26 protein-coding genes are annotated in these 26,125 nt (G+C 60.8%); 13 read left to right on the plus strand and 13 right to left on the minus strand.

All coding sequences use genetic code 11. The features are described 5' to 3' along the window. The first annotated feature begins 81 nt into the window (after positions 1 to 81). The 6 genes from ACN0VH_RS09045 (at position 82) to ACN0VH_RS09070 (ending at position 7,287) form a co-directional block, all read left to right on the plus strand. Complete coding sequence (locus tag ACN0VH_RS09045) at positions 82 to 3,033, plus strand: 2-oxoglutarate dehydrogenase E1 component (RefSeq protein WP_417700410.1); 2,952 nt, start codon at positions 82 to 84, stop codon at positions 3,031 to 3,033. Positions 3,034 to 3,044: 11 nt separating this feature from the next. Beyond that, positions 3,045 to 4,559: a 2-oxoglutarate dehydrogenase complex dihydrolipoyllysine-residue succinyltransferase gene (gene odhB / locus ACN0VH_RS09050; protein WP_417700411.1), complete on the plus strand. Its 1,515-nt coding sequence runs from the start codon at positions 3,045 to 3,047 to the stop codon at positions 4,557 to 4,559. A gap of 1 nt (position 4,560) precedes the next feature. Further along, positions 4,561 to 4,977, plus strand: a complete 417-nt coding sequence (locus ACN0VH_RS09055; protein ID WP_278923235.1) for a hypothetical protein — start codon at positions 4,561 to 4,563, stop codon at positions 4,975 to 4,977. Continuing rightward, the gene (locus ACN0VH_RS09060) at positions 4,967 to 5,356 is read left to right on the plus strand and encodes an MAPEG family protein (protein WP_278923236.1); all 390 of its coding nucleotides are present in this window, start codon (positions 4,967 to 4,969) and stop codon (positions 5,354 to 5,356) included. Before ACN0VH_RS09055 ends, ACN0VH_RS09060 begins: the two co-directional genes overlap by 11 nt. A 90-nt stretch (positions 5,357 to 5,446) precedes the next feature. Further along, the gene (gene lpdA, locus ACN0VH_RS09065) at positions 5,447 to 6,841 is read left to right on the plus strand and encodes a dihydrolipoyl dehydrogenase (RefSeq protein ID WP_417700413.1); all 1,395 of its coding nucleotides are present in this window, start codon (positions 5,447 to 5,449) and stop codon (positions 6,839 to 6,841) included. Between the two features lie 137 nt (positions 6,842 to 6,978). Beyond that, complete coding sequence (locus tag ACN0VH_RS09070) at positions 6,979 to 7,287, plus strand: EthD family reductase (protein ID WP_417700415.1); 309 nt, start codon at positions 6,979 to 6,981, stop codon at positions 7,285 to 7,287. Between the two features lie 59 nt (positions 7,288 to 7,346). Here the strand turns inward: ACN0VH_RS09070 and ACN0VH_RS09075 are convergent, their stop codons facing one another. From ACN0VH_RS09075 to ACN0VH_RS09095, 5 genes are read right to left on the minus strand one after another with little or no spacing between them, the layout of a single operon-like run. After that, entirely contained in the window at positions 7,347 to 7,577 is a 231-nt protein-coding gene (locus tag ACN0VH_RS09075; RefSeq protein WP_278923239.1) for a hypothetical protein, read from the minus strand. 3 nt (positions 7,578 to 7,580) lie between these two features. Then, on the minus strand, positions 7,581 to 8,186 hold the full coding sequence (locus ACN0VH_RS09080; RefSeq protein ID WP_278923240.1) for a pyridoxamine 5'-phosphate oxidase family protein: 606 nt from the start codon (positions 8,184 to 8,186) through the stop codon (positions 7,581 to 7,583). Continuing rightward, positions 8,173 to 8,913 (minus strand): lysophospholipid acyltransferase family protein, encoded by a 741-nt coding sequence (locus ACN0VH_RS09085; protein ID WP_417700416.1) that lies wholly within the window; start codon positions 8,911 to 8,913, stop codon positions 8,173 to 8,175. Before ACN0VH_RS09085 ends, ACN0VH_RS09080 begins: the two co-directional genes overlap by 14 nt. After that, complete coding sequence (locus tag ACN0VH_RS09090) at positions 8,910 to 9,809, minus strand: cell division protein FtsX (protein WP_417700418.1); 900 nt, start codon at positions 9,807 to 9,809, stop codon at positions 8,910 to 8,912. The genes ACN0VH_RS09085 and ACN0VH_RS09090 overlap by 4 nt, the downstream gene beginning before the upstream one ends. Continuing rightward, on the minus strand, positions 9,806 to 10,483 hold the full coding sequence (locus tag ACN0VH_RS09095; protein WP_278923243.1) for a cell division ATP-binding protein FtsE: 678 nt from the start codon (positions 10,481 to 10,483) through the stop codon (positions 9,806 to 9,808). Before ACN0VH_RS09095 ends, ACN0VH_RS09090 begins: the two co-directional genes overlap by 4 nt. Positions 10,484 to 10,685: 202 nt before the next feature. On the opposite strand from ACN0VH_RS09095, the gene ACN0VH_RS09100 reads away from it, so the two are divergent. After that, positions 10,686 to 11,699, plus strand: a complete 1,014-nt coding sequence (locus ACN0VH_RS09100; RefSeq protein WP_417700419.1) for a zinc-ribbon domain-containing protein — start codon at positions 10,686 to 10,688, stop codon at positions 11,697 to 11,699. Between the two features lie 182 nt (positions 11,700 to 11,881). On the opposite strand, the gene ACN0VH_RS09105 is transcribed toward ACN0VH_RS09100, so the two are convergent. The 4 genes from ACN0VH_RS09105 to argH form a co-directional block, all read right to left on the minus strand. After that, complete coding sequence (locus tag ACN0VH_RS09105; RefSeq protein WP_417700420.1) at positions 11,882 to 14,563, minus strand: TIGR02302 family protein; 2,682 nt, start codon at positions 14,561 to 14,563, stop codon at positions 11,882 to 11,884. Positions 14,564 to 14,629: 66 nt separating this feature from the next. Further along, positions 14,630 to 15,895 carry a diaminopimelate decarboxylase gene (lysA, locus tag ACN0VH_RS09110; RefSeq protein WP_278923246.1) on the minus strand — a complete coding sequence of 422 codons (1,266 nt, stop codon included), beginning with the start codon at positions 15,893 to 15,895 and terminating at the stop codon, positions 14,630 to 14,632. A 571-nt stretch (positions 15,896 to 16,466) separates the two neighbouring features. Next, the gene (locus ACN0VH_RS09115; protein ID WP_232403172.1) at positions 16,467 to 16,655 is read right to left on the minus strand and encodes a hypothetical protein; all 189 of its coding nucleotides are present in this window, start codon (positions 16,653 to 16,655) and stop codon (positions 16,467 to 16,469) included. 102 nt (positions 16,656 to 16,757) lie between these two features. Continuing rightward, complete coding sequence (gene argH / locus ACN0VH_RS09120) at positions 16,758 to 18,152, minus strand: argininosuccinate lyase (RefSeq protein ID WP_278923247.1); 1,395 nt, start codon at positions 18,150 to 18,152, stop codon at positions 16,758 to 16,760. A gap of 20 nt (positions 18,153 to 18,172) precedes the next feature. On the opposite strand from argH, the gene ACN0VH_RS09125 reads away from it, so the two are divergent. From ACN0VH_RS09125 to phbB, 4 genes are all read left to right on the plus strand, one after another. Next, positions 18,173 to 18,745 carry a TlpA disulfide reductase family protein gene (locus ACN0VH_RS09125; RefSeq protein WP_417700423.1) on the plus strand — a complete coding sequence of 191 codons (573 nt, stop codon included), beginning with the start codon at positions 18,173 to 18,175 and terminating at the stop codon, positions 18,743 to 18,745. Positions 18,746 to 18,978: 233 nt separating this feature from the next. Beyond that, positions 18,979 to 19,803, plus strand: coding sequence for an EAL domain-containing protein (locus ACN0VH_RS09130; RefSeq protein ID WP_278923249.1), 825 nt, complete (start codon positions 18,979 to 18,981; stop codon positions 19,801 to 19,803). A gap of 354 nt (positions 19,804 to 20,157) precedes the next feature. Beyond that, positions 20,158 to 21,333 carry an acetyl-CoA C-acetyltransferase gene (locus ACN0VH_RS09135; RefSeq protein ID WP_417700425.1) on the plus strand — a complete coding sequence of 392 codons (1,176 nt, stop codon included), beginning with the start codon at positions 20,158 to 20,160 and terminating at the stop codon, positions 21,331 to 21,333. Between the two features lie 254 nt (positions 21,334 to 21,587). Further along, entirely contained in the window at positions 21,588 to 22,310 is a 723-nt protein-coding gene (gene phbB / locus ACN0VH_RS09140; protein ID WP_278923251.1) for an acetoacetyl-CoA reductase, read from the plus strand. Between the two features lie 139 nt (positions 22,311 to 22,449). On the opposite strand, the gene ACN0VH_RS09145 is transcribed toward phbB, so the two are convergent. Then, positions 22,450 to 22,605, minus strand: coding sequence for a hypothetical protein (locus ACN0VH_RS09145; protein ID WP_417700426.1), 156 nt, complete (start codon positions 22,603 to 22,605; stop codon positions 22,450 to 22,452). A gap of 114 nt (positions 22,606 to 22,719) precedes the next feature. Between ACN0VH_RS09145 and ACN0VH_RS09150 the strand changes: the two genes are divergently transcribed. Together ACN0VH_RS09150 and yddG are read left to right on the plus strand one after the other, a co-directional pair. Then, positions 22,720 to 23,667, plus strand: coding sequence for a transcriptional regulator GcvA (locus ACN0VH_RS09150; RefSeq protein ID WP_278923356.1), 948 nt, complete (start codon positions 22,720 to 22,722; stop codon positions 23,665 to 23,667). Next, positions 23,664 to 24,518, plus strand: coding sequence for an aromatic amino acid exporter YddG (gene yddG / locus ACN0VH_RS09155; RefSeq protein WP_278923253.1), 855 nt, complete (start codon positions 23,664 to 23,666; stop codon positions 24,516 to 24,518). The genes ACN0VH_RS09150 and yddG overlap by 4 nt, the downstream gene beginning before the upstream one ends. A gap of 149 nt (positions 24,519 to 24,667) precedes the next feature. Here the strand turns inward: yddG and ACN0VH_RS09160 are convergent, their stop codons facing one another. The 3 genes from ACN0VH_RS09160 to ACN0VH_RS09170 all read right to left on the minus strand — a co-directional run bounded on the left by ACN0VH_RS09160 (position 24,668) and on the right by ACN0VH_RS09170 (position 26,089). After that, positions 24,668 to 24,847 carry a YdcH family protein gene (locus ACN0VH_RS09160; RefSeq protein ID WP_278923254.1) on the minus strand — a complete coding sequence of 60 codons (180 nt, stop codon included), beginning with the start codon at positions 24,845 to 24,847 and terminating at the stop codon, positions 24,668 to 24,670. A gap of 217 nt (positions 24,848 to 25,064) precedes the next feature. Then, positions 25,065 to 25,871 carry a tRNA1(Val) (adenine(37)-N6)-methyltransferase gene (locus ACN0VH_RS09165; RefSeq protein WP_278923255.1) on the minus strand — a complete coding sequence of 269 codons (807 nt, stop codon included), beginning with the start codon at positions 25,869 to 25,871 and terminating at the stop codon, positions 25,065 to 25,067. Next, entirely contained in the window at positions 25,868 to 26,089 is a 222-nt protein-coding gene (locus ACN0VH_RS09170; RefSeq protein ID WP_278923256.1) for a putative signal transducing protein, read from the minus strand. The genes ACN0VH_RS09165 and ACN0VH_RS09170 overlap by 4 nt, the downstream gene beginning before the upstream one ends. Positions 26,090 to 26,125 lie beyond the last annotated feature (36 nt).

Consider the following 26,125-nt stretch of genomic DNA (forward strand, 5'->3'; position numbering starts at 1 on the left):
ACCCGTCCGCGAACCCCTTTCGCACGACATCGCTTGTCCCTTTTGATTTTCAGTCTCTGATCCTCTGCAGTGAGCACATCCATGACCGATAACTCTCCCAACGACCTGTTCCACGCCTCCTCCTTTATGCAGGGGCACAATGCCGAGTATCTTGAGCAGCTCTATGCGCAATATGCCAAAGACCCAAATGCGGTGGATGCCGCCTGGGCAGAGTTCTTCCGCCAGATGGGCGATACAGAACCTGATGTAACAGCCGAGGCGGCTGGCCCCTCTTGGGCGCGCCCCGACTGGCCACCGGCCCCCAACGATGACCTGACAGCGGCGCTGACAGGTGAATGGCCCGCCCCCGCCGAGGCCAAGGCCGCAGGTAAAAAGATCGTGGAAAAGGCCGCCAAAGTCGGCGTCGAGGTCTCGGACGAGCAGGTGCAGCGCGCCGTGCTGGATTCGATCCGCGCCCTGATGCTGATCCGCGCCTACCGGATCCGGGGCCACCTGGCCGCCGATCTGGACCCGCTGGCGATGCGCAGCGACGCCCCCCACCCCGAACTGGACCCGCAAAGCTATGGCTTCATGGCAGCGGATATGGATCGCCCGATCTTCATCGACAATGTTCTGGGGCTGCAGGTTGCCTCGATGCGCCAGATCGTTGACATCGTCAAACGCACCTACTGCGGCACCTTTGCCCTGCAATACATGCATATTTCTGACCCGGCACAATCCGCCTGGCTGAAAGAACGCATCGAGGGCTACGACAAGGAAATCACCTTCACCCGCGAGGGCCGCAAGGCGATCCTCAACAAGATGGTTGAGGCCGAGGGTTTTGAAAAATTCCTGCATGTGAAATACATGGGCACCAAGCGGTTCGGCCTGGATGGCGGCGAGAGCCTGATCCCCGCGATGGAGCAGATCATCAAGCGCGGTGGGAACCTTGGTGTCGAAGAAATCGTCATCGGCATGCCGCACCGGGGCCGTCTGTCGGTTCTGGCCAATGTGATGCAAAAACCCTACCGCGCTATCTTCAACGAGTTCCAGGGCGGTAGCTTCAAACCCGAAGATGTCGATGGCTCGGGCGATGTGAAATATCACCTCGGGGCCTCGTCCGACCGTGAATTTGACGGCAATACCGTGCACCTCAGCCTGACCGCGAACCCCTCTCACCTGGAGGCGGTGAACCCGGTTGTTCTGGGCAAGGTCCGCGCCAAGCAGGACCAAAAGAACGACGATGCACGCACCAAGGTGCTGCCGATCCTGCTGCACGGCGATGCGGCCTTTGCCGGCCAGGGCGTTGTCGCGGAATGTTTTGCGCTGTCTGGCCTCAAGGGTCACAAGACCGGCGGCACCATGCATATCGTGGTGAACAACCAGATCGGTTTCACCACCGCGCCGCATTTCTCGCGCTCCTCCCCCTATCCCACCGACAACGCACTGGTGGTTGAGGCCCCGATCTTCCACGTCAACGGCGACGACCCGGAAGCCGTGGTCCATGCCGCGAAGGTGGCCACCGAGTTCCGCCAGAAATTTGGCAAGGACGTGGTGCTGGATATCTTCTGCTATCGCCGCTTTGGTCACAACGAGGGCGACGAGCCCATGTTCACCAACCCGCTGATGTACAAGAAGATCAAGGGCCACAAGACCACGCTCAGCCTCTATACTGAACGTCTGGTCAAGGATGGGCTGATCCCCGAGGGCGAGATCGAGGATATGAAGGCCTCTTTCCAGGCGCATCTGAACGAAGAGTTCGAGATCGGCAAGGACTACAAACCCAACAAGGCCGACTGGCTGGATGGGCGCTGGTCGCACCTGGATAAACAAGACGACAACTATCAGCGTGGCCGCACCGATATTCCACCGGAAACCATGGCCGAAATCGGCAAGAGCCTGGCCTCGGTCCCCGAGGGCTTTCCGATGCATAAAACCGTGGGACGCTTTCTTGCGGCCCGTGGCAAGATGTTTGAAACCGGGGCCGGCATTGACTGGGCCACTGGCGAAGCACTGGCCTTTGGCTCTTTGCTGACCGAAGGCTACCCGGTGCGCCTGTCCGGTCAGGACGCCACCCGTGGCACCTTCTCGCAGCGTCATTCAGGCATCATCAACCAGGACACCGAAGAGCGCTATTTCCCGCTCAACCACATCCGTGAAGGCCAGTCGCAATACGATGTGATCGACTCCGCCCTGTCGGAATATGCTGTCTTGGGTTTTGAATATGGCTATTCGCTGGCAGAACCCAACGCGCTGACCCTGTGGGAAGCCCAGTTTGGCGATTTTGCCAATGGCGCCCAGATCATGTTCGACCAGTTCATCTCGTCAGGCGAAAGCAAATGGCTGCGGATGTCCGGCCTGGTCTGCCTGATGCCACATGGCTTTGAAGGCCAGGGGCCGGAACATTCATCGGCCCGTCTGGAACGGTTCCTGCAAATGTGCGGTCAGGACAACTGGATTGTTGCCAATTGCACCACACCGGCAAACTACTTCCACATCCTGCGCCGCCAACTGCATCGCTCCTTCCGCAAGCCGCTGATGCTGATGACGCCTAAATCGCTGCTGCGTCACAAGCTGGCCGTCAGCAAGGCAGAGGAATTCACCACCGGTTCCAGCTTCCACCGGGTGCTGTGGGATGATGCCCAGCACGGCAATTCCGAGACCAAGCTGGTCAAGGATGACAAGATCAAGCGCGTGGTCATGTGTTCGGGCAAGGTCTACTATGACCTGCTGGAAGAACGCGATGCCCGTGGCATTGACGACGTCTATCTGATGCGCATCGAGCAGTTCTACCCCTTCCCGGCGATCTCGCTGGTCAAGGAACTGGAACGGTTCAAAGGTGCCGAAATGGTCTGGTGCCAGGAAGAGCCCAAAAACCAGGGTGCCTGGACATTTATCGAGCCCAATATCGAATGGGTGCTGAGCCGGATCAAGGCCAAGCACACCCGGCCCGCTTACGTCGGCCGTGCCACATCGGCGTCGCCCGCAACCGGCCTCGCCAGCCAACATAAAGCCCAACAAGCTGCGCTCGTGAACGACGCGCTGAGCATCTGAGGAAGACAGACATGACAACCGAAGTTCGCGTGCCCACCCTGGGCGAATCCGTTACCGAAGCCACCGTGGCCACCTGGTTCAAGAAACCCGGCGACACCGTGGCGCAGGATGAAATGCTCTGTGAGCTGGAAACCGACAAGGTCACCGTCGAAGTGCCCGCGCCGGCTGCCGGCGTATTGGCGGATATCGTCGCCAGTGAAGGAGAGACCGTCGGCGTCGCCGCGCTGCTGGCCAATATCAGCGCCGCCGGTGCCGCCGCAGCTCCCAAAGCCGCCGCCCCTGCCCCCGCAGCAGAGGCAGAAGCCGCCCCCGCCGCCAGCGGCGGAGGCAGCACAGATGTCATGGTGCCAACTCTTGGCGAATCGGTGACCGAGGCAACTGTTTCGGTCTGGTTCAAAAAGGTCGGTGACACCGTGGCGCAGGACGAAATGCTCTGCGAACTGGAAACCGACAAGGTCTCTGTCGAGGTCCCCGCCCCCGCCGCCGGGGTGCTGTCGGAAATCACCGCCGGTGAGGGCGCAACAGTAGAAGCCAACGCCAAACTCGGCGTGATCGCGGGATCAGCCGCAGCAGCGGCACCAACCGCCGCCCCTGCGGCGCAGGCGGCACCCGCCGCTGCCGGAAAAGACATCGCCAATGCGCCATCGGCGGAAAAGGCCATGGCCGAAGCCGGGCTCTCTGCCGCCAATGTTGCAGGCACCGGCCGCGATGGTCGTATCATGAAGGACGATGTCGCCCGCGCGGTTGCCGCCGCGGCGTCCGCACCTGCACCAGCCGCCCCGGCAGCGGCCCCGACACCGCGCGCTCCTGTGGCCGCTGATGATGCCGCGCGCGAAGAACGGGTGAAAATGACCCGCCTGCGCCAGACCATCGCCAAACGCCTGAAGGAAAGCCAGAACACCGCTGCCATGCTAACCACCTATAACGAGGTGGACATGACCGAGGTGATGGCCCTGCGCAGCCAGTACAAAGACCAGTTCGAGAAAAAGCACGGCGTGCGCCTGGGGTTCATGTCCTTCTTCACCAAGGCCTGCTGCCACGCGCTGAAGGAAGTGCCCGAAGTCAACGCCGAGATCGACGGCACCGATGTGGTCTACAAGAACTTTGTCCACATGGGCGTCGCCGCCGGCACCCCAACCGGCCTGGTTGTTCCAGTCATCCGTGACGCCGACAGCATGAGCTTTGCCGAAATTGAAAAAGCCATCTCTGCCAAAGGTAAACTGGCGCGTGACGGCAAGCTCTCCATGGCAGACATGCAGGGTGGCACCTTCACGCTGTCCAACGGCGGCGTCTACGGCTCGCTGATGTCCTCGCCGATCCTGAACCCGCCACAGTCCGGTATCTTGGGCATGCACAAGATCCAGGACCGCCCCATGGCGATCAATGGCAAGGTAGAGATCCGGCCGATGATGTATCTGGCGCTCAGCTACGATCACCGCATCGTCGACGGCAAAGGCGCCGTGACCTTCCTGGTCCGCGTCAAGGAAGCCCTCGAGGATCCCCGCCGCCTGCTGATGGATCTGTAAGATGGACCATAGGGCGGGCAGCGAAGACGCAATTGCCGCAATTCTGCTCGCCCTATGGCAACGTGGCTTTCAGGCTGGTGATTTCAAATTTGAAGACACCGGCTTGAAGCCAGAGAATGTGCCATACTACGATGTCAGCTTTCAATGGCTCATAGATGAAGGGCTTGTGCGCTTGGCCAACAAACAGAGGTTCTGGTCTGACAGCATGGGGGCGAAAGACCCGGTTTTGACGGCAAAAGGCATAGCAGTGCTCAACAAGCCATCCCCCCTTCCTGAACAATCAATCGCACAACGCCTGAAATCCGTTCTGCAGGACGCGGAGCAAACCGGATACCGGGCCGCAGTCGCTGAAATCGTCGGTTTGACCGCAGAACATGCTAGCACGTATTTTGACAGGTCTGGATCACATGACCACTGAACTCACCATCCTCGCCCTCGCCGCCCTATTGCAAGTCCTGCAGTTCTGCGCCTATTCCATCACGGCCAACCGGCAGGTCAGCCCCAAGGTTGCCCTCGGCCCACGCGACACACCCGTACAGCTTACCGGGCTCGCAGGCCGCTTCAAACGCGCGATGGAAAACCACTACGAAGGCTTGGCCCTCTTCACCATCGCCTGCCTCGTTGTCACCCTTGGTGAGCAATCCACGCCCATTACACAGACCTGCGCCTGGATCTACCTAGGGGCCCGCATCGCCTATGTCCCTGCCTATGCCCTGGGGCTCTCACCCTGGCGCTCGGTGATCTGGTTTATCGGCCTTCTGGCCACCACCACCATGCTCATCGCCGCCCTAATCTAGGCTTTCATCTTTCCACAAATACCTCGGGGGAGGCCCGCATGGGCCGGGGGCAGCGCCCCCTTCCCGTCCAACCACAAAGGACCCTAATACATGGCAAGCTATGACGTCATCATCATCGGTGCAGGCCCCGGCGGCTATGTCAGCGCCATTCGCTGTGCCCAGCTCGGCCTGAAAACAGCCATCGTAGAGGGGCGCGAAACCCTTGGCGGCACCTGTCTCAATGTTGGCTGCATCCCCTCCAAGGCGCTGCTGCATGCAACGCATATGCTGCACGAAGCCGAACACAACTTTGCCGACATGGGCCTCAAGGGGAAATCCCCCTCGGTCGACTGGAACCAGATGAAATCCTATAAGGAAGACGTCATCGGCCAGAACACTGGCGGCATCGAATTTCTGATGAAAAAGAACAAGGTAGACTGGATCAAGGGCTGGGCCTCGATCCCTGCTGCGGGCCAGGTCAAGGTCGGCGATGACACCCATGAGGCCAAGAACATCGTGATAGCCTCTGGCTCGGTGCCGTCCTCCCTACCCGGGGTTGAGATCGACGAGAAAATCGTCGTCACCTCCACCGGCGCGCTGGATCTGCCCAAGGTGCCTAAAAAGATGGTCGTCATTGGCGCCGGCGTTATCGGGCTGGAACTTGGCTCGGTCTATGCCCGCCTCGGCTCAGAGGTCACCGTGGTTGAATATCTGGATGCAGTCTGCCCCGGCATGGACAAGGACGTGCAGCGCGGCTTCAAACGCATCCTGGAAAAGCAGGGCCTGACCTTCATCATGGGCGCCGCAGTACAGGGCGTTGACGCCACCAAGACCAAGGCCAAAGTGAAATACGCGCTGAAGAAAACACCTGACACCGAGGAAATCATCGATGCCGATGTGGTCCTGGTTGCCACCGGTCGCAAACCCTATGCCGAAGGGCTTGGCCTGGATGCATTGGGCGTGAAAATGACCGAACGCGGCCAGATCGCCACAGACGCCCAGTGGCGTACCAATGTGCCTGGCGTCTTTGCCATCGGCGATGTGATCGAAGGCCCGATGCTGGCCCACAAGGCCGAGGACGAGGGCATGGCGGTTGCCGATGTGATCGCGGGCAAACATGGCCATGTAAACTACGGCGTCATCCCCGGCGTGGTCTACACCACGCCCGAGGTCGCCACTGTTGGCGCCACCGAAGACGCCCTGAAAGCCGAAGGTCGCAAGGTCAAGGTTGGCAAGTTCAACTTCATGGCCAATGCCCGCGCCAAGGCGGTACATCAGGCCGAAGGTGGCTTTGTCAAGATCATCACAGACAAGGAAACCGACCGGGTGCTGGGCGCGGCCATCATTGGCCCCGGTGCCGGCGATCTGATCCACGAGATCTGCGTAGCAATGGAATTTGGCGCCTCTGCCGAAGATATTGCCCTGACCTGCCATGCCCATCCGACCTATTCCGAAGCGGTGCGCGAGGCCGCTCTGGCCTGCGGCAATGGCGCGATCCACAGCTGATCCTGTTCAGCAGCAAGACCCAAGGGGCAGCCATCCTGGCTGCCCTTTTCATTTCCACCTGATCGTGACCGTGTTTTTGATGGAAATTGGCCCCCATTCGCGCTCTACTCTCTGTGACCCATAGGGAAGGAATACGGATGTCCGTGTCACTGCAGGTAATCTACCCAATCAGCGAAGGCACAACCTTCGATTATGGCTACTATAGCCAAACCCATATAAAACTGGTGGCAGAACACATGGGGCCACATATCGAGAAAACGCTTGTCACCAAGGGGGTAGCAGGCGGGCCGGATCTTCCGCCGCCCTTCTATGCAATTGCCACCATCACCTTTGCCGACCAGGCGGCTATGGGCGCAGCGCTCAAGGGGGCTGGGCCGGTAATGGCTGACCTACCAAATTTCACCAATGTTCAGCCCCAGATGTTGATCGGTGATGTAATCGGCTGACCCTGGTCGCGCGCGTATCCCTGCCCAAGGATCAATAGCGCTGCCGGTTGCCCCGTTGATCAGCCGCCAAGGAACAGGACTGACACCGCGAAGTAAGCCAGGCTGAAGGCCGCAAACAGGATGTTTTGCCGCCAGAACCGCAGGCCAAGCGGATCCTTCAGGGTGATCCAGTCAAGAAAGCTCTCGCGGAACTGGCGCGACAGCCACACAAGCAGCAGAAAGACGGCGAGATATCCAGCCAGCCAGGCTAAAAACGCCGTGGCCTCGGGCTCTGTCGGGACCGGCTCCATCGGCTACCACATGGTCGCGGCAGCGCGCGCCCCCCAGGCTTGATCATAGTCATGACCACCTTCCTCGCCATCGGTCTGTTCAGCGATGATTTCGCCAATACTGGGCAGGGTGGCGCTTTCATCGCCGGCGTTCCAGGTGCCTGCACGCATCAGGGCGCGGGCGCATTGGCAATAGATTTCATCGATCGATATGACAATCACCGTGGCTGGCTGCCTGCCACCGCGGTCAAATTGTGCCCGTAGATCGGCATCGGCGGTGACAGCAGCGGTGCCATTCACACGCACCACATTGTTTGACCCCGGCACCAGAAACATCAAGGAAACCCGCCCGTCACGGATAATATTGCGCAGGGAATCCAGCCGGTTGTTCCCCCGCCAATCCGGCAGCGCCAAGGTACCCGGATCAAGTTCCAGCACCACAGGGCCATCGTCGCCGCGCGGACTGTCATCCGTTCCTTCCGGACCAACCGTGGTCAACATGCACAGCCGCGACGCCATGATCCATTGACGATAAAGCGGCGTCATACGTCGCGCTACCTTGCGCAAAGACGCTGCCCCCGGCGCACCATAAAGCGCCTCTAGGTCATCAATTGTCTTAAGAAACTGCATCCGGATCAAACCCCAATTCACGCATCAACGCATCTGATTTTGCTTCCACCCGCTCTTCAAGAACAGCCATAAAATCCTTCCGATCCATGCCAGCCTCAATTGGGTCCAGAAATTCGACCACAGCAACACCAGGTTTGCGCATGATTCCGGTGCGCGGCCAGAGCACGCCCACATTGGTCGCCACTGGCACACAGGTCTGACCAAGCTGTTCATAAAGAACTCCGGTACCAATCTTGTAGTCCGCCTTGACGCCGGGGGCGACCCGCGTGCCTTGCGAATAGATGATCAACTGGCCTGCCTCTTGGTGGCCCGTCTTGACGTCCTGCACCATCTTGTCGATGGCCGCGCCGCGCTTGCCACGATCGACCGCCACACAGTCCAGCAATTTGGCATATTGGCCAATCACCGGCGTGCGCAGGATTTCCTTTTTCATGATAAACTTGGCCGTTGGCAGTGCCGTGAAAATCATCATGATATCAAGGAAAGACTGATGCTTGGCGGCGATCAGGACCTCTCCCTGTGGTGGAGTGCCGCGCACTTCGCAGCGGATGCCGACCATCAGCCGTGCGGTCCAGAAGACCCAGCGCGAATAGCTTTTACAGCAGAGCCGCGCGCCGCGTTTGCTGAAAATCGCCCAGGGCGCAAAGGCTAGTCCAAAGATCGGCATCATCAGATAGATCTGAAAAACAAAAAGAAGCGACCGCAGCCACTGGAATGCAAATCTCACGCTAAATCTCCAAGACGTTTTTTCGCGGCGCGACTGGTCGCAACAAAGGCCACCAATGCCCCCAGCGGCGGGATCAGCAGCGGTAGGCCCCAGGTCCAGCCCTGAAAGCCCAAGCCCGTCAGGAAACCGCCTTCATTCGAGGCGGCCGGCATCAGCCAGACACCAATCATCCCCAGCACCATGCCAGCCGCAGCACCACCCAGGGCGCGCAGGGTAAAGCGGCGGATAAAGGCATGGGCGATATAACTGTCCAGGGCGCCCACCAGACGCAGCACCTCGATCACCTGGGCATTGGCTGCAAGGGCCGCATTGGCCGCCAGGGTGATCATCGCCGCCGTCGCCCCCGCAATCAGCAGGATCGCAACCGTCCCCAGCCGTCGCAGCGCCCGCGCGGCATCCACCAGGGGGGCGCGCCAGCGGGTGTGATCGTCCAGCACCGCACCGGGGACTTCGGCCTGCAGGCGCAGGCGCAGCCCGGTGCCGTCATAGCCTGGATCATCTTCGATCACTTCGATCAACTGCGGCACCGGCAGGCCGTCAAGCACGAGCGAAGACCCGAACCAGGGCGCCAGCAGCGCGGCCTGTTCCGTATCGCTCAGGGCGCGGGCCGAGGCCACACCGGGGGTTTGCTGCAAAATGGTCAGCGCCGCCTCGGTCTGGGCCAGACGTTGTTCGGCGGGTGCATTGATACGCAGTGTTGCCGCCCGGGCCAGCTCATCCGCCCAGCGGGTGGCCAACCGTCCCGATGCCAGTGACAGCGCCAGGGCAAAAACCGCCAGAAAGGCCATCGCCCCGGCAACAAACAGCGTCAACTGCGCGGTGAACCCGCTTGGCGGCACAACCCGATCGGCCTGGGCATCGCCCATAACCAACTTGCGCAGGCGTCCTTCGCTCATAGATCTGCCCCCGCTTGGTGCAATTGTCTGGCTGAAATCCGCAGCACCCGGGCCTGCACCTGTTTCTTGGCGGCCCGGATCAGCGACATATCATGGGTTGCCACCAGGATGGTCTTGCCCATGCGGTTCAGCTCGACCAGCAACTGCAGCAGGCGCTGTGACATGTCCCAATCGACGTTGCCGGTGGGTTCATCGGCGATGATCACATCCGGCGACAGAATCACCGAACGCGCCAGGGCCGCCCGCTGTCGTTCCCCACCAGACAATTCTGGCGGCAACGCATCAGCCCGCTGCGACAGGCCAACCCAGGTCAGCAGCTCCCGCAGGTTGGCGTCTTCCTGGCTCAGATCCTTGCCCGCGACAGTCAGCGGCAGCGCAATATTTTCGATCACCGACAGATGATCGAGAAACCGGCAATCCTGATGCACCACGCCAACGCGACGGCGCAGATGCGCCATCTGGTCACGATCCAGCCCGCGCACATCCATATTCATGGCCCGCACCCGTCCCGAAGTCGGCGTCAGCGCCCCATAGCAGAGTTTCAACAGGGTGGTCTTGCCCGCGCCCGATGGCCCGGTCAGGAAATGAAACGATCCCGGCGCCAGCTTTACCGAGACATCGCTCAGCAGTTCCCCGCCTCCGTAGTTGTAGCCAACGTTTTCCAGCTCTATCACGACGGTCCCCTGTTTGCGCCAGCCAGTTTTGCCCCAGCAGCCCGCCAGTTTCAATGGGCCATGGGGCAATGCCGCCAAACCAAGCCGCACAACGCCAGGACAAATCGCAATTCACCCTTTCGCGACAGCCCCGAACTGCCTATTGTTATTTAGAAATACTGCCGACAGTTACCCGGATGCCTCCGGGGCCAAGGAGATCTTTATGCGCCTGACCTGCCCGAATTGCGGTGCCCAGTACGAAGTGCCGGATGACGTCATTCCACCAGAAGGCCGTGATGTGCAGTGCTCTAACTGCGCCGATACCTGGTTTCAGCATCCCGTTGGTTTTGTGGCTGACACCGATCCCGGTGAGGCAGATACCACCGCTGCGGCACAAACGCCGCCCCAACCAGAATCCCAGCCAGATCCAACGCCAGTACCCGCACCGGAGCCAGAACCTGAAGCCCCGGCGGCAACGGGGGCCGAAGCCACCGATCAGCCCGCAGCCTCGCACCGCGATGCCGACGCAAAGGACGCAGCCCCCGAAGCCGAGGAACCAGCGCCCGCACCTGCGGAGCCGGAAGCCCCGCCAGCGGCAGCCACCGCTACCCCGGAAGCAGCCCCAGAGGCGGCAGATCAGGACAGCACTGCGGCGAGTGACGAAACCAATGACGCAGCAGACCCTGCACCGAAACCGCGCAGCCTTGACCCCGCGCTAAGCGACATCCTACGCGAAGAAGCCGAGCGAGAAACCACCCTGCGCGCCGCCGATCAGGGCAAGCCGCGGCCACAACCGCTAGAGACCCAGTCCAATCTGGGGCTGGATGACCTGCCTGAAGACGGGGCGGCCCAGCGGTCCCGGCAGGCGCAGGACCGCATGGCACGTCTGCGCGGCGAAGATCCACGCCGCCTCGCTGCCGAGGCCAGCGGGTTAAAACGTGGCGTTCTGCCCGACATCGAAGAAATCAACTCAACCCTGCGCACCGCAGACACGCCAATGCCGCCGCCCGGCCCCAACGAACAATCCGCGCCACGGCGTAAATCGGGATTTACCCGCGGGTTTGCCTTGGCAATTCTTCTCGTCGTGGTGCTGGTCATGACCTATAGCAATGCATCGCAAATCGCCGAGGCCGTACCCCAGGCCGACCCCTATTTGAGCAGCTACGTCACCTGGGTGGATCAGGCGCGGCTTTGGCTTGATGCCCAGGTCAGCGCGCTGCAACAGCCACAGATCTAAGCGGCCCCTCTGCGCCGCAACCGCTGGCGCGCGAAAGGCGACCCAGGGCTATCAAGCAGAGGCGCACTCCTCGAGTATGCCGCTCGGGAGAGGCGCCCCGTTTAGAGCGATACGTAAAATCAAATAGTCAGAGCCAGTCGCGCGACTGCAAATGAACGCGACGGGCTTTTAGCTTGGTCGGTTCAGAACTGTTCCAGCAGGCGCTCAAAATAGTTGCGTTCTTCTTCGCTGCGCTCCATCTCGCCGGCCCGGCGGCGCAGTTCTTTCAACAGATCCCAGGCGCGACGATGTCCGCTCCCTTCGCCAAACTCTGAATTGCGCTCATCTCCCAGCCCCGAGCCATTGCGGTCGCGGCCCAGGGGATCAGCCTGCGCCGAGGGGGAGGCTGCGCCCTGTCCCTGTCCGGGCTGCTGATTTTCCGCCAGGGCCTCGCCCAGGGCGCGCAGACCTTCACGCAAGGCTTCCATAGCTTCGGACTGCTGGTCGATCGCCTCGGCCAGCTCCCCCCGGCGCAGCGCCTCTTCGGCACCATCCATCGCCCGCCCGGCGCGATCCAGCGCCTCGGCTGTGGCTGCCCCATCAGAGCCCTGCCCCAGAGGCAGCCCCTCTTGTTGGCGGCGCAGCGCCTCGCGCAGCGCGCGTTGTTGCGCCGCCAGGCTATCGGCACTTGGGCTGCCCGCCTGGCCACCACTGGGGTCACTGCTGTCGCCCCCAGCCTGGCCGCTACCGTTCTGGCCCGCACGGTCGCCTGACTGGCCGTCTTGCCCCTGCTGGCCCGCGCCGGTTTCGCCGCCCTGACCGCCCTGGTGCTGTTGCCCCCGGCCCTGTCCGCCGCTGCGGCCTTCGTTCTGCTGGCTTTCACCGGTCTGGGCATTGGGGTTGAACTGTTCCTGCAAATTGCGAAAGGCCTGATCCGAAAGGCCCTGCTGCTGTTGCAGCGTCTCGCCAAGATCTTCCATCGCCTGTTGCCCGTCAGAGCCACCCTGCCCCTGCTGGTTCTGGCTCATCCGCATGTTTTCCATCATCCGTTGAAACTCTTCCAGGGCCTGCTCAGCCTCGGCCATACGTCCCTGTTCCATCAGTTCCTGAATCCGGTCCATCATTGCCTGCAAATCCTGCTGGCTAAGCGTGATAGCGTTTTCCGGCGACTCGCCGCCCGCCCCGCCGTCCCGCTGGGCCTGACGCTGCAACTGGCGCATATAGTCCTGGGTTGCTTCACGCAGTTTTTGCATCAGCTGGGCAATCTCTTCGTCGCTGGCCCCGTCGCGCATTGCCTGGCTCAGGCGTTCTTTTGCCTGCTGCATCCGCGCCAGCGCATCGCCGATATCGCCCTCCTCCAGGCTCTGCGCCAGCGCCCAGAGCGCGGCAGCCGCCTCGTCCCGTTCATCTGTGCGGATCAGGGGCGGCTTGGCGGCAGTCAGCGCGGCGCGCTGCATTGCGGCCTCCAAGCGACGCAGAATAGCCCGCATCTGCAAATAGTTACCCGCCGCGCGAAACAGGGTCTGTGGGCGGTGCGACAGCGCCCGCAACAGCTGCGTCACCCGCCGCGTATTGGCGCGCGCCCAAAGAAGATCCCGCCGCTGTTCCGCCACAGCGGCCGCCAATGGATCAAAGAAACGCGGTGCCACCAGCGGCGCGCCCAGCACCGCAGACTGCGAGCTCTGGCCCGCCGCATCCTGCAGCGACAGATGAAAGGTCACCGGCAGATTGGCCCAGGGATGGGCGGCAAAATCCTCGATCAACACCTCTTCAAAGGTCTGCCGAGAGCCACTGACAGGCAGGGGCAGGTCGAGCACGAGATCTTCGGTCTTTTCGGGGTCCGCAGCCAGGCCGTGGTGACGGGGTACCGCCAGCAGATCCAAAGCGATCCGCACCTTGCCACTGGTAACACCATAATCATCCTGCGCCAGAAACCGCAGCGACAAGGCGCCCTCTTCCGTCAGCTCGGGCAGGCCCATGATTGCAATCTGCGGCGGCTGATCCGGCAACATCGCAACAGTCCAACTGCGCCCGCCTCGCCCCTGGATTTCCAACTGACCAGAGCGCTGAACCATCACTGCATGGTCCATCCTGCCAACGGTCTCTTCTGCAGCGGTTTCAGCAGGCAATGCCTCTGCGTCGGGGGCTGCCAGGCTCTGCTTCAGTTGCAATGCCCCCTCGCTGCCATAAAAGCGCAGGGTAATCCGGCTGCCCTCAGCCAGCTCCAGCCGCTCTGCCGTCTGATCATTCAGATAGAGCACCGGCAAGCCGGTATAGCGCGGCGGCTCGATCCAGCCCTCCCAGGACGGGCCCGTCGCGCCCAGATCCCCGCCGCCCGGCACCATCGCCGTCAGGCTGCCAACCCGCCAGAGCGAGCCAAAGATCAGCGCAATCACCAGCGCAATCAGCGCAACATAGCGCAGCGCAAAAGGGTCAGCCGCAGCAATCCGCAGGTTTGGTGCCGCGGGTTTGGCCGCAGCCGCCGCCTGCGCCATACGCGCCTGATGCGCCTGCCACAGCGCCGTAGCCCCCGCATCGTCCTGGCCAATCGCCTGGGTGTCCAGCAAGGCGCTGACCGGGCGCCCTGGCAGGTTGGCATCCAACCGCGCCAACGCTTCGTTCCGGTGCGGCCAGCGAAAGCGCCACAACCCAAAGGCCAGCGCCCCCAGCGCCGCCCCCGCGGAAAGCACAACCGCTATCCAGAAAAGAACTGGCGCAACAAGATCATGCAGGCCTAGCATCAGCGCCGCAATTGCCGCCATCACAACAGAGGCTAGGGGCCAAAAAGCACGCAGGGCGCGTTCGCAAAGCATACCCGCCTGCGTCAGCCGAAGCGGCCATCGCAGGGGATGCAAGCGTGGATCAGCCTTGCCGTGTCGCGCCATCAGAGCTCTGCCTCCCTTGGGCCTTGCCTTAGGTGGCGTCTCTCGCCGGGACATCTGCCCGTGCGGCTACAACCACTCTGGGATGGTATCGCGGTTTATCATTTCGTCAAAGTCCGGACGTGCGCGAATAACCGCAAATTGATCCCCATTGACCAGAACCTCCGGGATCAGAGGCCGTGAATTATATTCGCTGGCCATCACCGCGCCATAGGCCCCGGCACTGCGAAAGGCGATCAAATCCCCGGCCGCCAGTGGCGGCATGGTGCGTTCCTTGGCAAAGGTATCGCCACTTTCGCAGACCGGGCCAACAATGTCATAGGCCAGGCTTTCGATCCCCGGCGCCGGTTCATTGACCGCAACAATATCATGGTAGGCCTCATACATGGCCGGGCGGATCAGATCATTCATCGCGCCATCAATGATCAGGAACTGGCGGTCTTCGCCCGATTTAACATAGATCACACGGCTGACCATCAGGCCCGCGTTGCCGGCAATCAAGCGGCCTGGCTCGATCTCAATTTCACAGCCCAGATGCCCGAGGGTCTCCTTGATCAGCTGGCCATATTCGATCGGCAGCGGCGGTGCCTCGTTCGAGCGGGTATAGGGAATGCCCAAGCCACCGCCCAGATCCAGGCGGCGGATGTCATGGCCATCAGAGCGCAGGCTTTCGGTCAGCTCAGCCACCTTCTCATAGGCCTTGCGGAAGGGCTCCAGATCGGTCAACTGCGAGCCAATATGCACGTCAATCCCCACCACCTGCAGCCCCGGCAGACTGGCCGCATGGGCATAAACAGCGCGGGCCCGCGCAATGGGAATGCCAAATTTATTCTCGGATTTTCCAGTGGCAATCTTGGCATGGGTCTTTGCATCCACGTCCGGGTTAACCCGAATGGTGATCGGTGCCACCTGGCCCAGCTCCTGCGCGATGGCGCTGATCACCTCCATCTCCGGTTCGCTCTCGACATTGAACTGACGAATGCCGCCGCTCAGCGCGGTGCGGATTTCCTCGGCGGTCTTGCCAACGCCGGAAAACACGATCTTGTCACCAGACACCCCAGCCGCCTTGGCGCGCAGATATTCCCCCTGGCTGACCACATCCATCCCTGCACCCGCCTGCGCCAGGGTCTTCAGAATCGCCTGATTGCTGGCCGCCTTCATGGCATAGCATACCAGATGATCCATACCTTCCAGCGCCTCGTCAAACAGGCGGAAATGGCGCAGCAGCGTCGCCGAGGAATAGACATAAAACGGCGTGCCCACAGCAGCCGCAATCTCGGCAACTGGCACATCTTCGGCGTAAAGCGCGCCGTCGCGGTAAAGAAAGTGATCCATAAAAGGCGATTAGACCAAAACAACGATCTGTGGCAAATGATTCCCGCCCCCAGCCCCGCGGGTCAAGGGCCGCTCTGCGGCGGCGCCTGGGCGCCGTTTACCCTTGAGGCGCCTCCTGGAACACAGTTGAACTGGCTCTTTGAGGGCAAGCCTGCCCCTCAAAGGCTTCTCAGCAAAGAAAAACACCGCGCGTCAGCGCGGTGCTCGGCCCAACTCTGCGCGGGGCCCGACAGGGCATCAAGTCAGCGGCGGGAGCCCCCCGCCAGACCTGGACCCCCCCTTCAAAATCGATGCGACACGCCCACCCTGCCATAGCCAGACACCCGTAGGCCGGACGCCGTTGGCGCGGCCTGCTCCGCAGCTGGGGGCTGGGCATAGGATTGCGGTAGATCACAGGCAGAAAGGCTGAGCACAGAGGCCGCCAAAAGCCCAATCAGCAAGCGAGAAGGGATCATAGGGAACGGGCCTTTTCCGGTTTCAGGTTGTCGTTCAGCGCGCCCCATCGGGGTATTCAAACCAGCCCACGGGCCAGCTGTTCAGACTGGTAAATCTGATCGGTCAAACATGTCGGTCAAAACCCGAGATAGACATTCAACGGCCCCTTGTGCAGCCCAACGGACCCACCCGCGTGCACACCGCTATTGGACACACCAACCCCCGCGTTCAATGAGGGGCGCATCGGCTCTCCGTCAACGCCGCAGGCGCTCACACTGGCACCCAAACCGGTGATTGCTATCACGTTGAGCATCCATCTGCGCATTGTCTCGCCTCCAAAACGGTCTGGCTCACCACCAGACAAAATGGTGATCATGGGCCACAAAACAAGGTGGCGCATGATCAAATTCACGTCCCCAACACCCGATCAGGCGTCAAGCATCGCCGTCCAGCGGGCCACCTGGGCGCGCACCTGCGCGGGCGCGGTGCCCCCATAGGACAGACGCGAGTTTACCGAATTCTCAACGCCAAGAACAGTAAAGACATCCTGAGTGATGGCGTCGTGGACGCCCTGCATATCCGCCAGTGTTAGATCCGGCAGGTCGCAGCCGCGACCTTCGGCAAGGGCAACCAGCGATCCGGTGATGTGGTGGGCATCACGGAACGGCAAGCCCAGCACCCGCACCAGCCAGTCGGCCAGATCCGTCGCGGTCGAAAAGCCCGATCCAGCGGCCTCGGCCAGTTCAGCGCGGTTGGCGCTCATGTCTTTCACCATGCCTTCCATCGCCGCCAGCGCCAGCATCCAGTGATCGGCTGCATCAAAGACCTGTTCCTTGTCTTCCTGCATGTCCTTGGAATAGGCCAGTGGTAGCCCCTTCATCACCATCATCAGCGCCGTATTGGCACCAAAAATCCGTCCTACCTTGGCGCGGATCAGCTCGGCTGCGTCCGGGTTTTTCTTTTGCGGCATGATGGATGAACCGGTCGAGAAGCGATCCGACAAGGTGACAAAGCGAAACTGAGCTGAGGACCAGATCACCAGCTCTTCGGCAAAGCGCGACAGATGCACCGCGCAGATCGAGGCACAGGAGAGGAACTCCAGCGCGAAATCACGATCCGACACCGCATCCAGCGAATTGGCGGCCGGACGGTCAAAGCCCAGCGCAGCGGCGGTCATTTCGCGGTCAATCGGAAAGGAGGTGCCGGCCAGGGCAGCGGCGCCCAGGGGGCTTTCGTTCATGCGTTTGCGGGCGTCGCGGACGCGGGACAGATCGCGGCCAAACATTTCCACATAGGCCATCATGTGGTGGCCCCAGGTCACCGGCTGCGCCACCTGCAGGTGGGTGAAACCGGGCATTACCCAGTCGGCGCCTGCCTCAGCCTGTGTCAAAAGCGCGCGGATCAGCGCCAGCAGGCCAGTTTCCGCCGCATCCAGTTGATCGCGCACCCAGAGTTTAAAGTCGGTGGCCACCTGGTCATTGCGAGACCGCCCGGTATGCAGACGGCCTGCGGGTTCACCAATCACCTCTTTCAGGCGGGCCTCGACGTTCATGTGGATGTCTTCCAGCGCGGTGGAAAACTTGAATGTGCCATTCTCGATCTCTGACAAGACCGTGAGCAGCCCTTCCCGAATTGCCTCGGCGTCGTTATCGCTTATAACGCCTGTTGCGGCCAACATCGCTGCGTGGGCCCTGGAGCCAGCAATGTCCTGGGCAGCCATTCGCTTGTCAAAACCGATCGAGGCGTTGATCGCCTCCATGATCGCGTCTGGACCAGCGGCAAAACGGCCGCCCCACATCTGGTTCGAGGCTTGATCTGTCATGGTGGAATCCCGGAGATAATATGCGTCTGTTACGTCACCTTTCCCTTTATATCGCCCTGAGCTTGGGTGCAAATGCGGCGATTGCCGCGGATGTCGCCGAACTGGAGGGCCTGCGCGCCGACAGCCTGAAACGTCTGGTGGTACACGCTGAGCCCCGTAGCGTTTCTGATGCTGCGTTCTTCCTTGAAGACGAAGGCGGCACCACAACGCTGCAGGACTATCGCGGCAAGGTGGTCTTGCTGAACTTCTGGGCCACCTGGTGCGCGCCCTGCCGCAAGGAAATGCCGCAGATCGCAGAACTGCAGGAAGAGTTCGGCGGCGAGGATTTTGAGGTTCTGACCATTGCCGCCGGGCGGAACTCCCCATCCGGGATCGTAAAGTTCTTTGATGAGAACGGCATCACCAACCTGCCCCGCCATCAAGACCCAAAACAGGCGCTGGCCCGCGAAATGGCGGTGGTTGGCCTACCAATCACCGTGCTGTTGAACCGTGAGGGCGAAGAGGTTGCGCGCCTGATCGGCGATGCAGAATGGAACTCTGACAGCGCCAAGGCCATCATTGCCGCCATGATTGCCGATCCGGGCGACAGCTAAAACAGCCGCGAAAACCACGGCCAAAATACACGACAAAAATACTGGCCTGGCCCTTTATTGGGCCAGTCGCGACAGAGACCACCCCTTTGAGCAGACAGCGCGACCACCGGCAGGTCGCTAAAATTTTATATTTAAGCCTCACTTCACCCTTTTGCGCCACAGTCCCGGATAACGCATAGTTTTAGCGTAAGGCACCAGCTCCAGGAGGCAAACAGGTGGTCAGCAAACGGAAAATGAGACGGGCGAACATGGCCGAAGGCTCTGAAGATCCGCTATCCGCTGCCGTGGTCGCACGCGATCACAGTACCCTGGACATGGTGGCAGAGGCGGTCAAGCACGACCAATCCATGCTGGCCTTTCAACCGGTTATGCAGGCGATGCCACCCCATGGTGTTGCCTTTTACGAAGGCTATATCCGAGTGTTGGATGCCACGGGACGGGTGATTCCCGCCCGTGATTTCATGCATGTGGTTCATGACAAGGAAATCGGCCGCGAGCTGGACTGCCTGGCGCTGCAACATGGGCTGCGCGCCTTGATGAAATCGCCGCAAATTCGTCTCTCAATCAATATGTCTGCCCGCTCTATCGGCTATAGTCGCTGGTCCAAGGTGCTGGACACCTTCCTGAAGAAGGACAAGACAATCGGCGAACGGCTGGTGCTGGAAATCACCGAGGCCTCAGCCATGAACGCACCAGAGCTGGTGATCGATTTCATGGACCGGATGCAAAAGCACGGCATTGCCTTTGCGCTGGATAATTTTGGTGCCGACACCACTGCCATTGGCCACTTTCGCGAATTCTTCTTTGATGCGGTCAAGATCGACGGCCAATTCATTCGCGGCATCTGTGACAACCACGACAACCAGGCCGTGGTTCGCGCGCTGGTCGGCATTGCCAAGCAGTTCGACATGCTGGTGGTCGCTGAATCGGTTGAAACCCAGCAAGAGGCAGAATTCCTGATCTCTATTGGCGTCGATTGCCTGCAAGGCTTTCTCTACGGTGCGCCGACGGTTTCGCCGCCCTGGCTGGAAGAGATGAAAAAACGTAACCGCGCCTGAATGATAGCACCGCATGGTCGTACCGCGCTGCCACTGCCCAGGCTGGGTGGTTGCGCTGCGCCTTTTGCTCTGCCTGCCCAGACGATCGAAGCTGTGCGCCTGACGCTGCATTGCGGCAAACTATGCGCCGCCACCTGCTTGCCACCGTCGAACCGTCGGCGGTTTTTCTCGTTTACGACATATGCGAGTTGACACCGCCCCGGCCCCTGGGACACCCTGTCAATTGCTGCAACTGCAGCAAGACGCTATATCTCTCCCGGAGAGGGAGGTGAAAACGTAACGGCCACGTCATAGGCTGGGGCCCCCGTGCCTGCGTTTTCATCAGATATTTTGATGGCAGAGGACCATAAATAAATGACCAATGTTGTAATTGCATCCGCCGCGCGTACCGCTGTCGGCAGTTTTGGCGGTGCCTTCGCCAATACACCCGCCCATGATCTGGGCCGGGCCGTGCTCGAAGCGGTGGTGGCGCGCGCAGGTGTAGATAAGGCCGAGGTTTCTGAAACCATTCTGGGGCAGGTGCTGACCGCAGCCCAGGGCCAGAACCCGGCCCGCCAGGCCCATATCAACGCTGGCCTACCACAGGAAAGCTCTGCCTGGGGGATCAATCAGGTCTGTGGCTCTGGCCTGCGCGCTGTTGCCCTTGGCGCACAGCACATTCAGCTGGGCGATGCGGCAATTGTCTGTGCCGGTGGCCAGGAAAGCATGACACTCTCGCCCCATGCCGCCCATCTGCGAGCAGGCCATAAAATGGGCGATATGACCTATATCGACACCATGATCCGCGACGGTCTCTGGGATGCCTTCAATGGCTATCACATGGGGCAAACCGCCGAAAATGTTGCCGATAAATGGCAAATCTCGCGCGAGATGCAGGATGAATTCGCCGTCGCCAGCCAGAACAAGGCCGAAGCGGCGCAGAAGGCCGGCAAATTCGCTGATGAGATTACCGCCTTCACCATCAAGACCCGCAAGGGCGAAACTGTCGTTGATCAGGATGAATACATCCGCCACGGCGCCACCATGGCGGCGATGCAAAAACTGCGCCCTGCCTTCGCCAAAGAGGGCTCTGTTACCGCGGCCAATGCCTCGGGGCTGAACGATGGCGCGGCGGCCACCCTGTTGATGAGCGCCGATGACGCCGAAAAGCGCGGCATCGAGCCGCTGGCGCGAATTGCCTCTTATGCGACCGCAGGCCTGGATCCGTCGATCATGGGTGTGGGACCGATCTATGCTGCGCGCAAAGCGCTGGACAAGGCCGGCTGGACTGTAGCTGATCTGGATCTGGTCGAAGCCAACGAAGCCTTTGCCGCCCAGGCCTGCGCCGTGAACAAGGAAATGGGCTGGGATCCAGAGATCGTCAACGTCAACGGCGGCGCAATCGCCATTGGTCACCCCATCGGTGCCTCAGGGTGCCGGGTGCTGAACACGCTGCTGTATGAAATGAAACGGCGCGGTGCCAAAAAGGGGCTCGCAACCCTGTGCATCGGCGGCGGCATGGGCGTTGCCATGTGCCTGGAGCGCCCATAAGGGCTGCGGATATTGACATAGAACAGGGCGCCGATTTGGCGCCCTTTTTATTACGGGGTGTCCCAGAATGCCGCGCACGATCATGGCCCGATCACGTTTTCGACGGGCAGTTTCTTGTTTTCTGATGGGCACTTGCTGCGGGTGCGACAATTTATGCGGCAACGCAGATAAATTTACTACGCAATATTATTGCGCACCACGCAATCAAACGATAACAACATTACCAAGAGAATTTTGAACTGGAGGAACACAGAATGGCACGTACTGCACTCGTTACTGGCGGCTCTCGCGGCATTGGCGCAGCAATTTCAAAGGCTCTGCAAGACCAGGGCTGCACCGTCGCGGCCACCTATGCCGGCAATGACGAAGCGGCCGCAAAGTTCACCGAGGAAACCGGCATCAAAACCTATAAATGGAATGTTGGCTCCTATGAGGAAAGCCAGGCAGGGATCGCCAAGGTCGAGGCTGATCTTGGCCCCATTGATATTGTGGTTGCCAATGCTGGCATTACCCGCGATGCGCCGTTCCACAAGATGACCCCACAGCAGTGGCAAGAGGTCATCGACACCAACCTGACCGGCGTGTTCAACACGGTCCACCCGATCTGGCCAGGCATGCGCGAGCGTAAATTTGGCCGGGTCATTGTGATTTCTTCGATCAATGGTCAGAAGGGCCAGTTTGCCCAGGCCAACTATGCCGCGACCAAGGCCGGCGATCTGGGCATCGTCAAATCCCTGGCGCAGGAGGGCGCGCGGGCTGGCATCACCGCCAATGCGATCTGCCCTGGCTATATCGCCACGGAAATGGTCATGGCGGTGCCGGAAAAAGTGCGCGAATCGATCATCAGCCAGATCCCGACAGGTCGTCTGGGTGAACCGGAAGAAATTGCCCGCTGCGTGGCCTTCCTGGCCTCGGACGATTCGGGCTTTATCAATGGCTCCACCATCTCGGCAAACGGCGGTCAGTTTTTCGTCTGATCCCTGGCGCGCCAATTACCCCAGTCATGGCGCGGGCCAAGGTTGCACATAAAACAAGGGCCGGTCTTGTCGACCGGCCCTTTTGCATCCCGTAAGGACAAACGCGTTTTGCCCAGCGGAAAAACTCGGTGCGAAATCTCTACGCCAGACCTGCGGCCTTGCCGAGCCGTTTGCCAGCGGTCGCCGCGCGGCACAGGCCAAACAGCCAGGACACACCGGAAAACAACGCCTGGCTGCGGCTCACATGGGCCTGTTCCATCGCCTGTTTGATCTCGCTATTTGCAGAATATCCCATCGTTTCGGCCTCCGTTCGGATCAAAATTGTCTATCTGAAACCACTATGGCCTTTTACTGAAAAACCGACAAACGAGACTTTCCAACCCTTCAGTTAAGGTTTACTTGTGTGAACATGCCAGATCGTCTGCCCCCTCTGACCGCCCTGCGTGCCTTTGATGCGGCCGCGCGTCATATGTCCTTTGCCCAGGCCGCTGCGGAGCTGAACGTGACGCCTGCGGCCCTGTCCTTTCAAATCAAATCGCTGGAAGAGCACCTGGGCGCGCCGCTGTTTCGCCGCCTCAACCGCGCGGTAGAACTAACCGAGGCAGGCCGCACCCTCGCCCCCGGTGCCGCAGAGGGGTTTCAAACCCTGTCCGCCGCCTGGATGGCCACGACGCGCTTGCAGGACAACAGCTCTCTGACCGTGACGGCCGGTCCGGCGCTGACCGCAAAATGGCTGGCGCCCCGGCTCTATGAATTTGCCCGCGCCCACCCCGAAATCGACCTGCGATTTTCCGCAACCCTGCGCAATCTGGATCTAGAGCGTGACGATGTGGATGTGGCAATCCGCTTTGGCTATGGCCAGGATGATGGGCTATATTCGGTGCCCGCGCGCAAGGAATGGCTGACGCCGGTGATGTCGCCAGAGCTGGCCGCCCAGTTTCCAACCCCCGAAAGCCTGTTGCAAGCGCCGCTGATCTTTGATGATTCCATCGATTTTTTGCAGCCCCCCTGCGACTGGCCTACCTGGTTTCGCGCCTGCGGGATTGACTTCACGCCCCTGCATGGCACCCATTTTTCCAACGCAGATCACGCCATCAATGCCGCGGTTGCCGGCATGGGCGTGGCGCTGGGACGACGTCCGATGATCATTGCCGATCTACAAGAAGGTCGCCTGGTCGCCCCCTTCAAAGTGGCGATTGAAACCAAGGCGCGGTTTCGCTTTCTGTGTCTGCAGGGGGCGGAAAACCGACCTCAGATTGCGGCCTTTCGTGATTGGTTTCTGGCAGAAATCGAAAAAACCGCGCATATTTCCGATCGCTTCACCATACTCCCGGTTGAGGACATTCCTGCCCTATGACCCGTTCCAGTGCGACCGCCACGGGGTTCATCGCCGTGCTTCTCTGGGCCTTTCTGGCGCTGCTGACTGTCGGGTCTGCGCCGATGCCGCCGCTATTGCTGAATGCGATCTGTTTCACCCTTGGCGGCGCCTTGGGGCTGATCTGGACCTTTTGTTCTGGCGGATTGGGTCAGCTGCGCGCCGTTTCCTGGCGGGTCTATGCCTTTGGCTCACTTGGGCTATTTGGCTATCATGCGCTCTACTTTTCAGCCCTGCGCCTGGCGCCCGCTGCCGAAGCCGGGTTGATTGCCTATCTCTGGCCGCTGCTGATCGTGGTCTTTTCCGGCCTGCTCCCGGGGGAACGCCTGCGGCGGGGCCATCTGATTGGTGCCACGCTTGGCTTTGTCGGGGCAGCAGTGCTGATCACCGGCGGCGCGGGCGGCTTTCAGACCGCCTTCCTACCCGGCTATCTGCTCGCCCTGCTCTGCGCCCTGTGCTGGTCCGGCTATTCCGTGCTGTCGCGGCTGGTTGGCACCGCGCCGACCAGCTCGGTTGCGGTGTTCTGCCTGCTGACCGCGCTGGCCTCCTGGGGGCTGCATTTTGCGCTTGAGGACACGATCTGGCCGCAGGCCGTGCTGGGCTGGGTCTCGGTGCTACTCTTGGGGTTGGGGCCTGTGGGGCTGGCATTCTATGTCTGGGACATCGGGGTCAAACAGGGGGATATTCAGCTCTTGGGGACCAGTTCTTATGCGGCGCCGCTGCTCTCAACCCTGATACTGGTGCTCGCCGGAGTGGCTGATGCAAGCTGGAGCCTGGCCCTGGCCGCAGTCCTGATCACCGTGGGCGCTGTGGTTGCCGCCAAAACTGTCTGAATCGTCAAGGCAGCGTGATGATTGGCCTCCATGATCGCTCTCAGGCACGGGTACCAAACTAAAAGGGCCGCCACGACTGGCAGCCCAAAATTTCAACTATCGTCCCATTTACCACTGTCTGCCCTGATGGCAACGCGCGGCACTTGGGCTTATGCGGATTCAGTTTCGTAGCTCAGCCGCTTGATTTCTTCTTTGAGTTTCAGCTTCTGCTTCTTAAGCCCGGCAATCACCAAGCCATCGATACTGGGGGATCGTTGGGCCGTCTCTACTTCCATACTAAGGTGGTCATGCTTCTTTTTCAGTTCGGTCAGATGCGAGCTGAGGCTCATGGCGTTCCTCCTTTAAAGCGAGATATGCGACCCCGAAACGACGGGGTCAAAGTGAGTGGAGCACAAGTTTTACCATCTGTCACGCTGCAGACGCATATTTTTGTCATGAAATTGTCATATCGGCCAAAGCCCGCCAAAAGCTATATTTCTATAGGCAAAAACACCAATAAATGCTGTCATTTTTACAGGCATCGATTGCAAAGTGGGTGCTCGATACTTACTTTGGCGCGGGCCAGATCAGCGGCGCACCCTCGCGCAGGATGGCTCGCACTTCGGGGCGATAGCTCTCTGCGTCGGCCGTGTGATGCAGACCCTCATGCAGGATCAACGGCGCGTGCAGCCGAAAATCAGCCCGCCCGCCCTTGCGCGCGCGCAGCAAAACCAGCTCGGCCGGGCGGCCCTGCCGCGGTGCCAGCGGCAAAATTTCAAGCGAGCCAAGGCAGGCCTGACAAGCGCTGAGCATTTCCGGCAGACGATCTGCCCGCTGGATCATGTGCAGGTATCCCTTGTAGACCAATCGCCGCGCCGCAGTTTCAATCCAGACCGACAGCGGGGTGTCGCCCCCCAGGGCGATCTGCCGCCCCGCATCCAGCGCCGGACTATGGGCGCCTGTGCGGTAGTAGGGCGGGTTGGCCAGCACATGATCAAACTGGCGCTGGCGCAGCTCTTTCGGCAGGTTCGCCAGATTGGCCTCGACCACCTCCAGCACCTGGCCATTCTGGCGGCCATTGCGCCGCGCAAGATTGGCGTAATCGGGCTGTAGCTCTACCCCGGTCAACCCCAGGCCGGAGACCCGCGCGCCAAGGCACAACAGGGCCTGACCGCCACCACAGCCCAGCTCGAGCACCTGCTCGCCCTCACGCGCAGGCAGGGCCGCCGCCAAAAGCACGGGGTCCACCCCGGCGCGGTAGCCCCCTCGCGGCTGCCACAGCTTGACCCGACCACCAAGGAAATCATCCAGCGACAACGCCTCATCAGCAAAACTAAGCCCTGCCACAGGCCCGGCTTTGCCCGTGCCACTCATGTCGCCTGGCCAAGCGGGATATCATTGTCCCGCATCGCACGCAGCGCCAGGTCGTAGTCCCCTTCCCGTACCATCAGACGGCGCGGGAAAATTCCAATGCCACCTTCAAGGATGCTCATATTTACGTCCATCTGAAAGCAGTCTATATCCTCACCCTCAAGAAGGGCGGATGCAAAGGCCAGGACAGTCGGATCGGTGCTGCGCAAAAGTTCTTTCATGGGGATGGATCTAAGGGCAAGGCACAGGCCTTGTCG

The sequence above is a fragment of the Pseudophaeobacter sp. genome, assembly GCF_048267565.1.
GTDB classification, from domain to species: Bacteria; Pseudomonadota; Alphaproteobacteria; order Rhodobacterales; family Rhodobacteraceae; genus Pseudophaeobacter; species Pseudophaeobacter profundi.

Coding starts and splice junctions, on each gene's coding strand:
- ACN0VH_RS09045 (WP_417700410.1), top strand. CDS start 82: ATGACCGATAACTCTCCCAACGACCTGTTCCACGCCTCCTCCTTTATG.
- odhB (WP_417700411.1), top strand. CDS start 3,045: ATGACAACCGAAGTTCGCGTGCCCACCCTGGGCGAATCCGTTACCGAA.
- ACN0VH_RS09055 (WP_278923235.1), top strand. CDS start 4,561: ATGGACCATAGGGCGGGCAGCGAAGACGCAATTGCCGCAATTCTGCTC.
- ACN0VH_RS09060 (WP_278923236.1), top strand. CDS start 4,967: ATGACCACTGAACTCACCATCCTCGCCCTCGCCGCCCTATTGCAAGTC.
- lpdA (WP_417700413.1), top strand. CDS start 5,447: ATGGCAAGCTATGACGTCATCATCATCGGTGCAGGCCCCGGCGGCTAT.
- ACN0VH_RS09070 (WP_417700415.1), top strand. CDS start 6,979: ATGTCCGTGTCACTGCAGGTAATCTACCCAATCAGCGAAGGCACAACC.
- ACN0VH_RS09075 (WP_278923239.1), bottom strand. CDS start 7,577: ATGGAGCCGGTCCCGACAGAGCCCGAGGCCACGGCGTTTTTAGCCTGG.
- ACN0VH_RS09080 (WP_278923240.1), bottom strand. CDS start 8,186: ATGCAGTTTCTTAAGACAATTGATGACCTAGAGGCGCTTTATGGTGCG.
- ACN0VH_RS09090 (WP_417700418.1), bottom strand. CDS start 9,809: ATGAGCGAAGGACGCCTGCGCAAGTTGGTTATGGGCGATGCCCAGGCC.
- ACN0VH_RS09100 (WP_417700419.1), top strand. CDS start 10,686: ATGCGCCTGACCTGCCCGAATTGCGGTGCCCAGTACGAAGTGCCGGAT.
- ACN0VH_RS09105 (WP_417700420.1), bottom strand. CDS start 14,563: ATGGCGCGACACGGCAAGGCTGATCCACGCTTGCATCCCCTGCGATGG.
- lysA (WP_278923246.1), bottom strand. CDS start 15,895: ATGGATCACTTTCTTTACCGCGACGGCGCGCTTTACGCCGAAGATGTG.
- ACN0VH_RS09115 (WP_232403172.1), bottom strand. CDS start 16,655: ATGCGCAGATGGATGCTCAACGTGATAGCAATCACCGGTTTGGGTGCC.
- argH (WP_278923247.1), bottom strand. CDS start 18,152: ATGACAGATCAAGCCTCGAACCAGATGTGGGGCGGCCGTTTTGCCGCT.
- ACN0VH_RS09125 (WP_417700423.1), top strand. CDS start 18,173: ATGCGTCTGTTACGTCACCTTTCCCTTTATATCGCCCTGAGCTTGGGT.
- ACN0VH_RS09130 (WP_278923249.1), top strand. CDS start 18,979: ATGAGACGGGCGAACATGGCCGAAGGCTCTGAAGATCCGCTATCCGCT.
- ACN0VH_RS09135 (WP_417700425.1), top strand. CDS start 20,158: ATGACCAATGTTGTAATTGCATCCGCCGCGCGTACCGCTGTCGGCAGT.
- phbB (WP_278923251.1), top strand. CDS start 21,588: ATGGCACGTACTGCACTCGTTACTGGCGGCTCTCGCGGCATTGGCGCA.
- ACN0VH_RS09145 (WP_417700426.1), bottom strand. CDS start 22,605: ATGGGATATTCTGCAAATAGCGAGATCAAACAGGCGATGGAACAGGCC.
- ACN0VH_RS09150 (WP_278923356.1), top strand. CDS start 22,720: ATGCCAGATCGTCTGCCCCCTCTGACCGCCCTGCGTGCCTTTGATGCG.
- yddG (WP_278923253.1), top strand. CDS start 23,664: ATGACCCGTTCCAGTGCGACCGCCACGGGGTTCATCGCCGTGCTTCTC.
- ACN0VH_RS09160 (WP_278923254.1), bottom strand. CDS start 24,847: ATGAGCCTCAGCTCGCATCTGACCGAACTGAAAAAGAAGCATGACCAC.
- ACN0VH_RS09165 (WP_278923255.1), bottom strand. CDS start 25,871: ATGAGTGGCACGGGCAAAGCCGGGCCTGTGGCAGGGCTTAGTTTTGCT.
- ACN0VH_RS09170 (WP_278923256.1), bottom strand. CDS start 26,089: ATGAAAGAACTTTTGCGCAGCACCGATCCGACTGTCCTGGCCTTTGCA.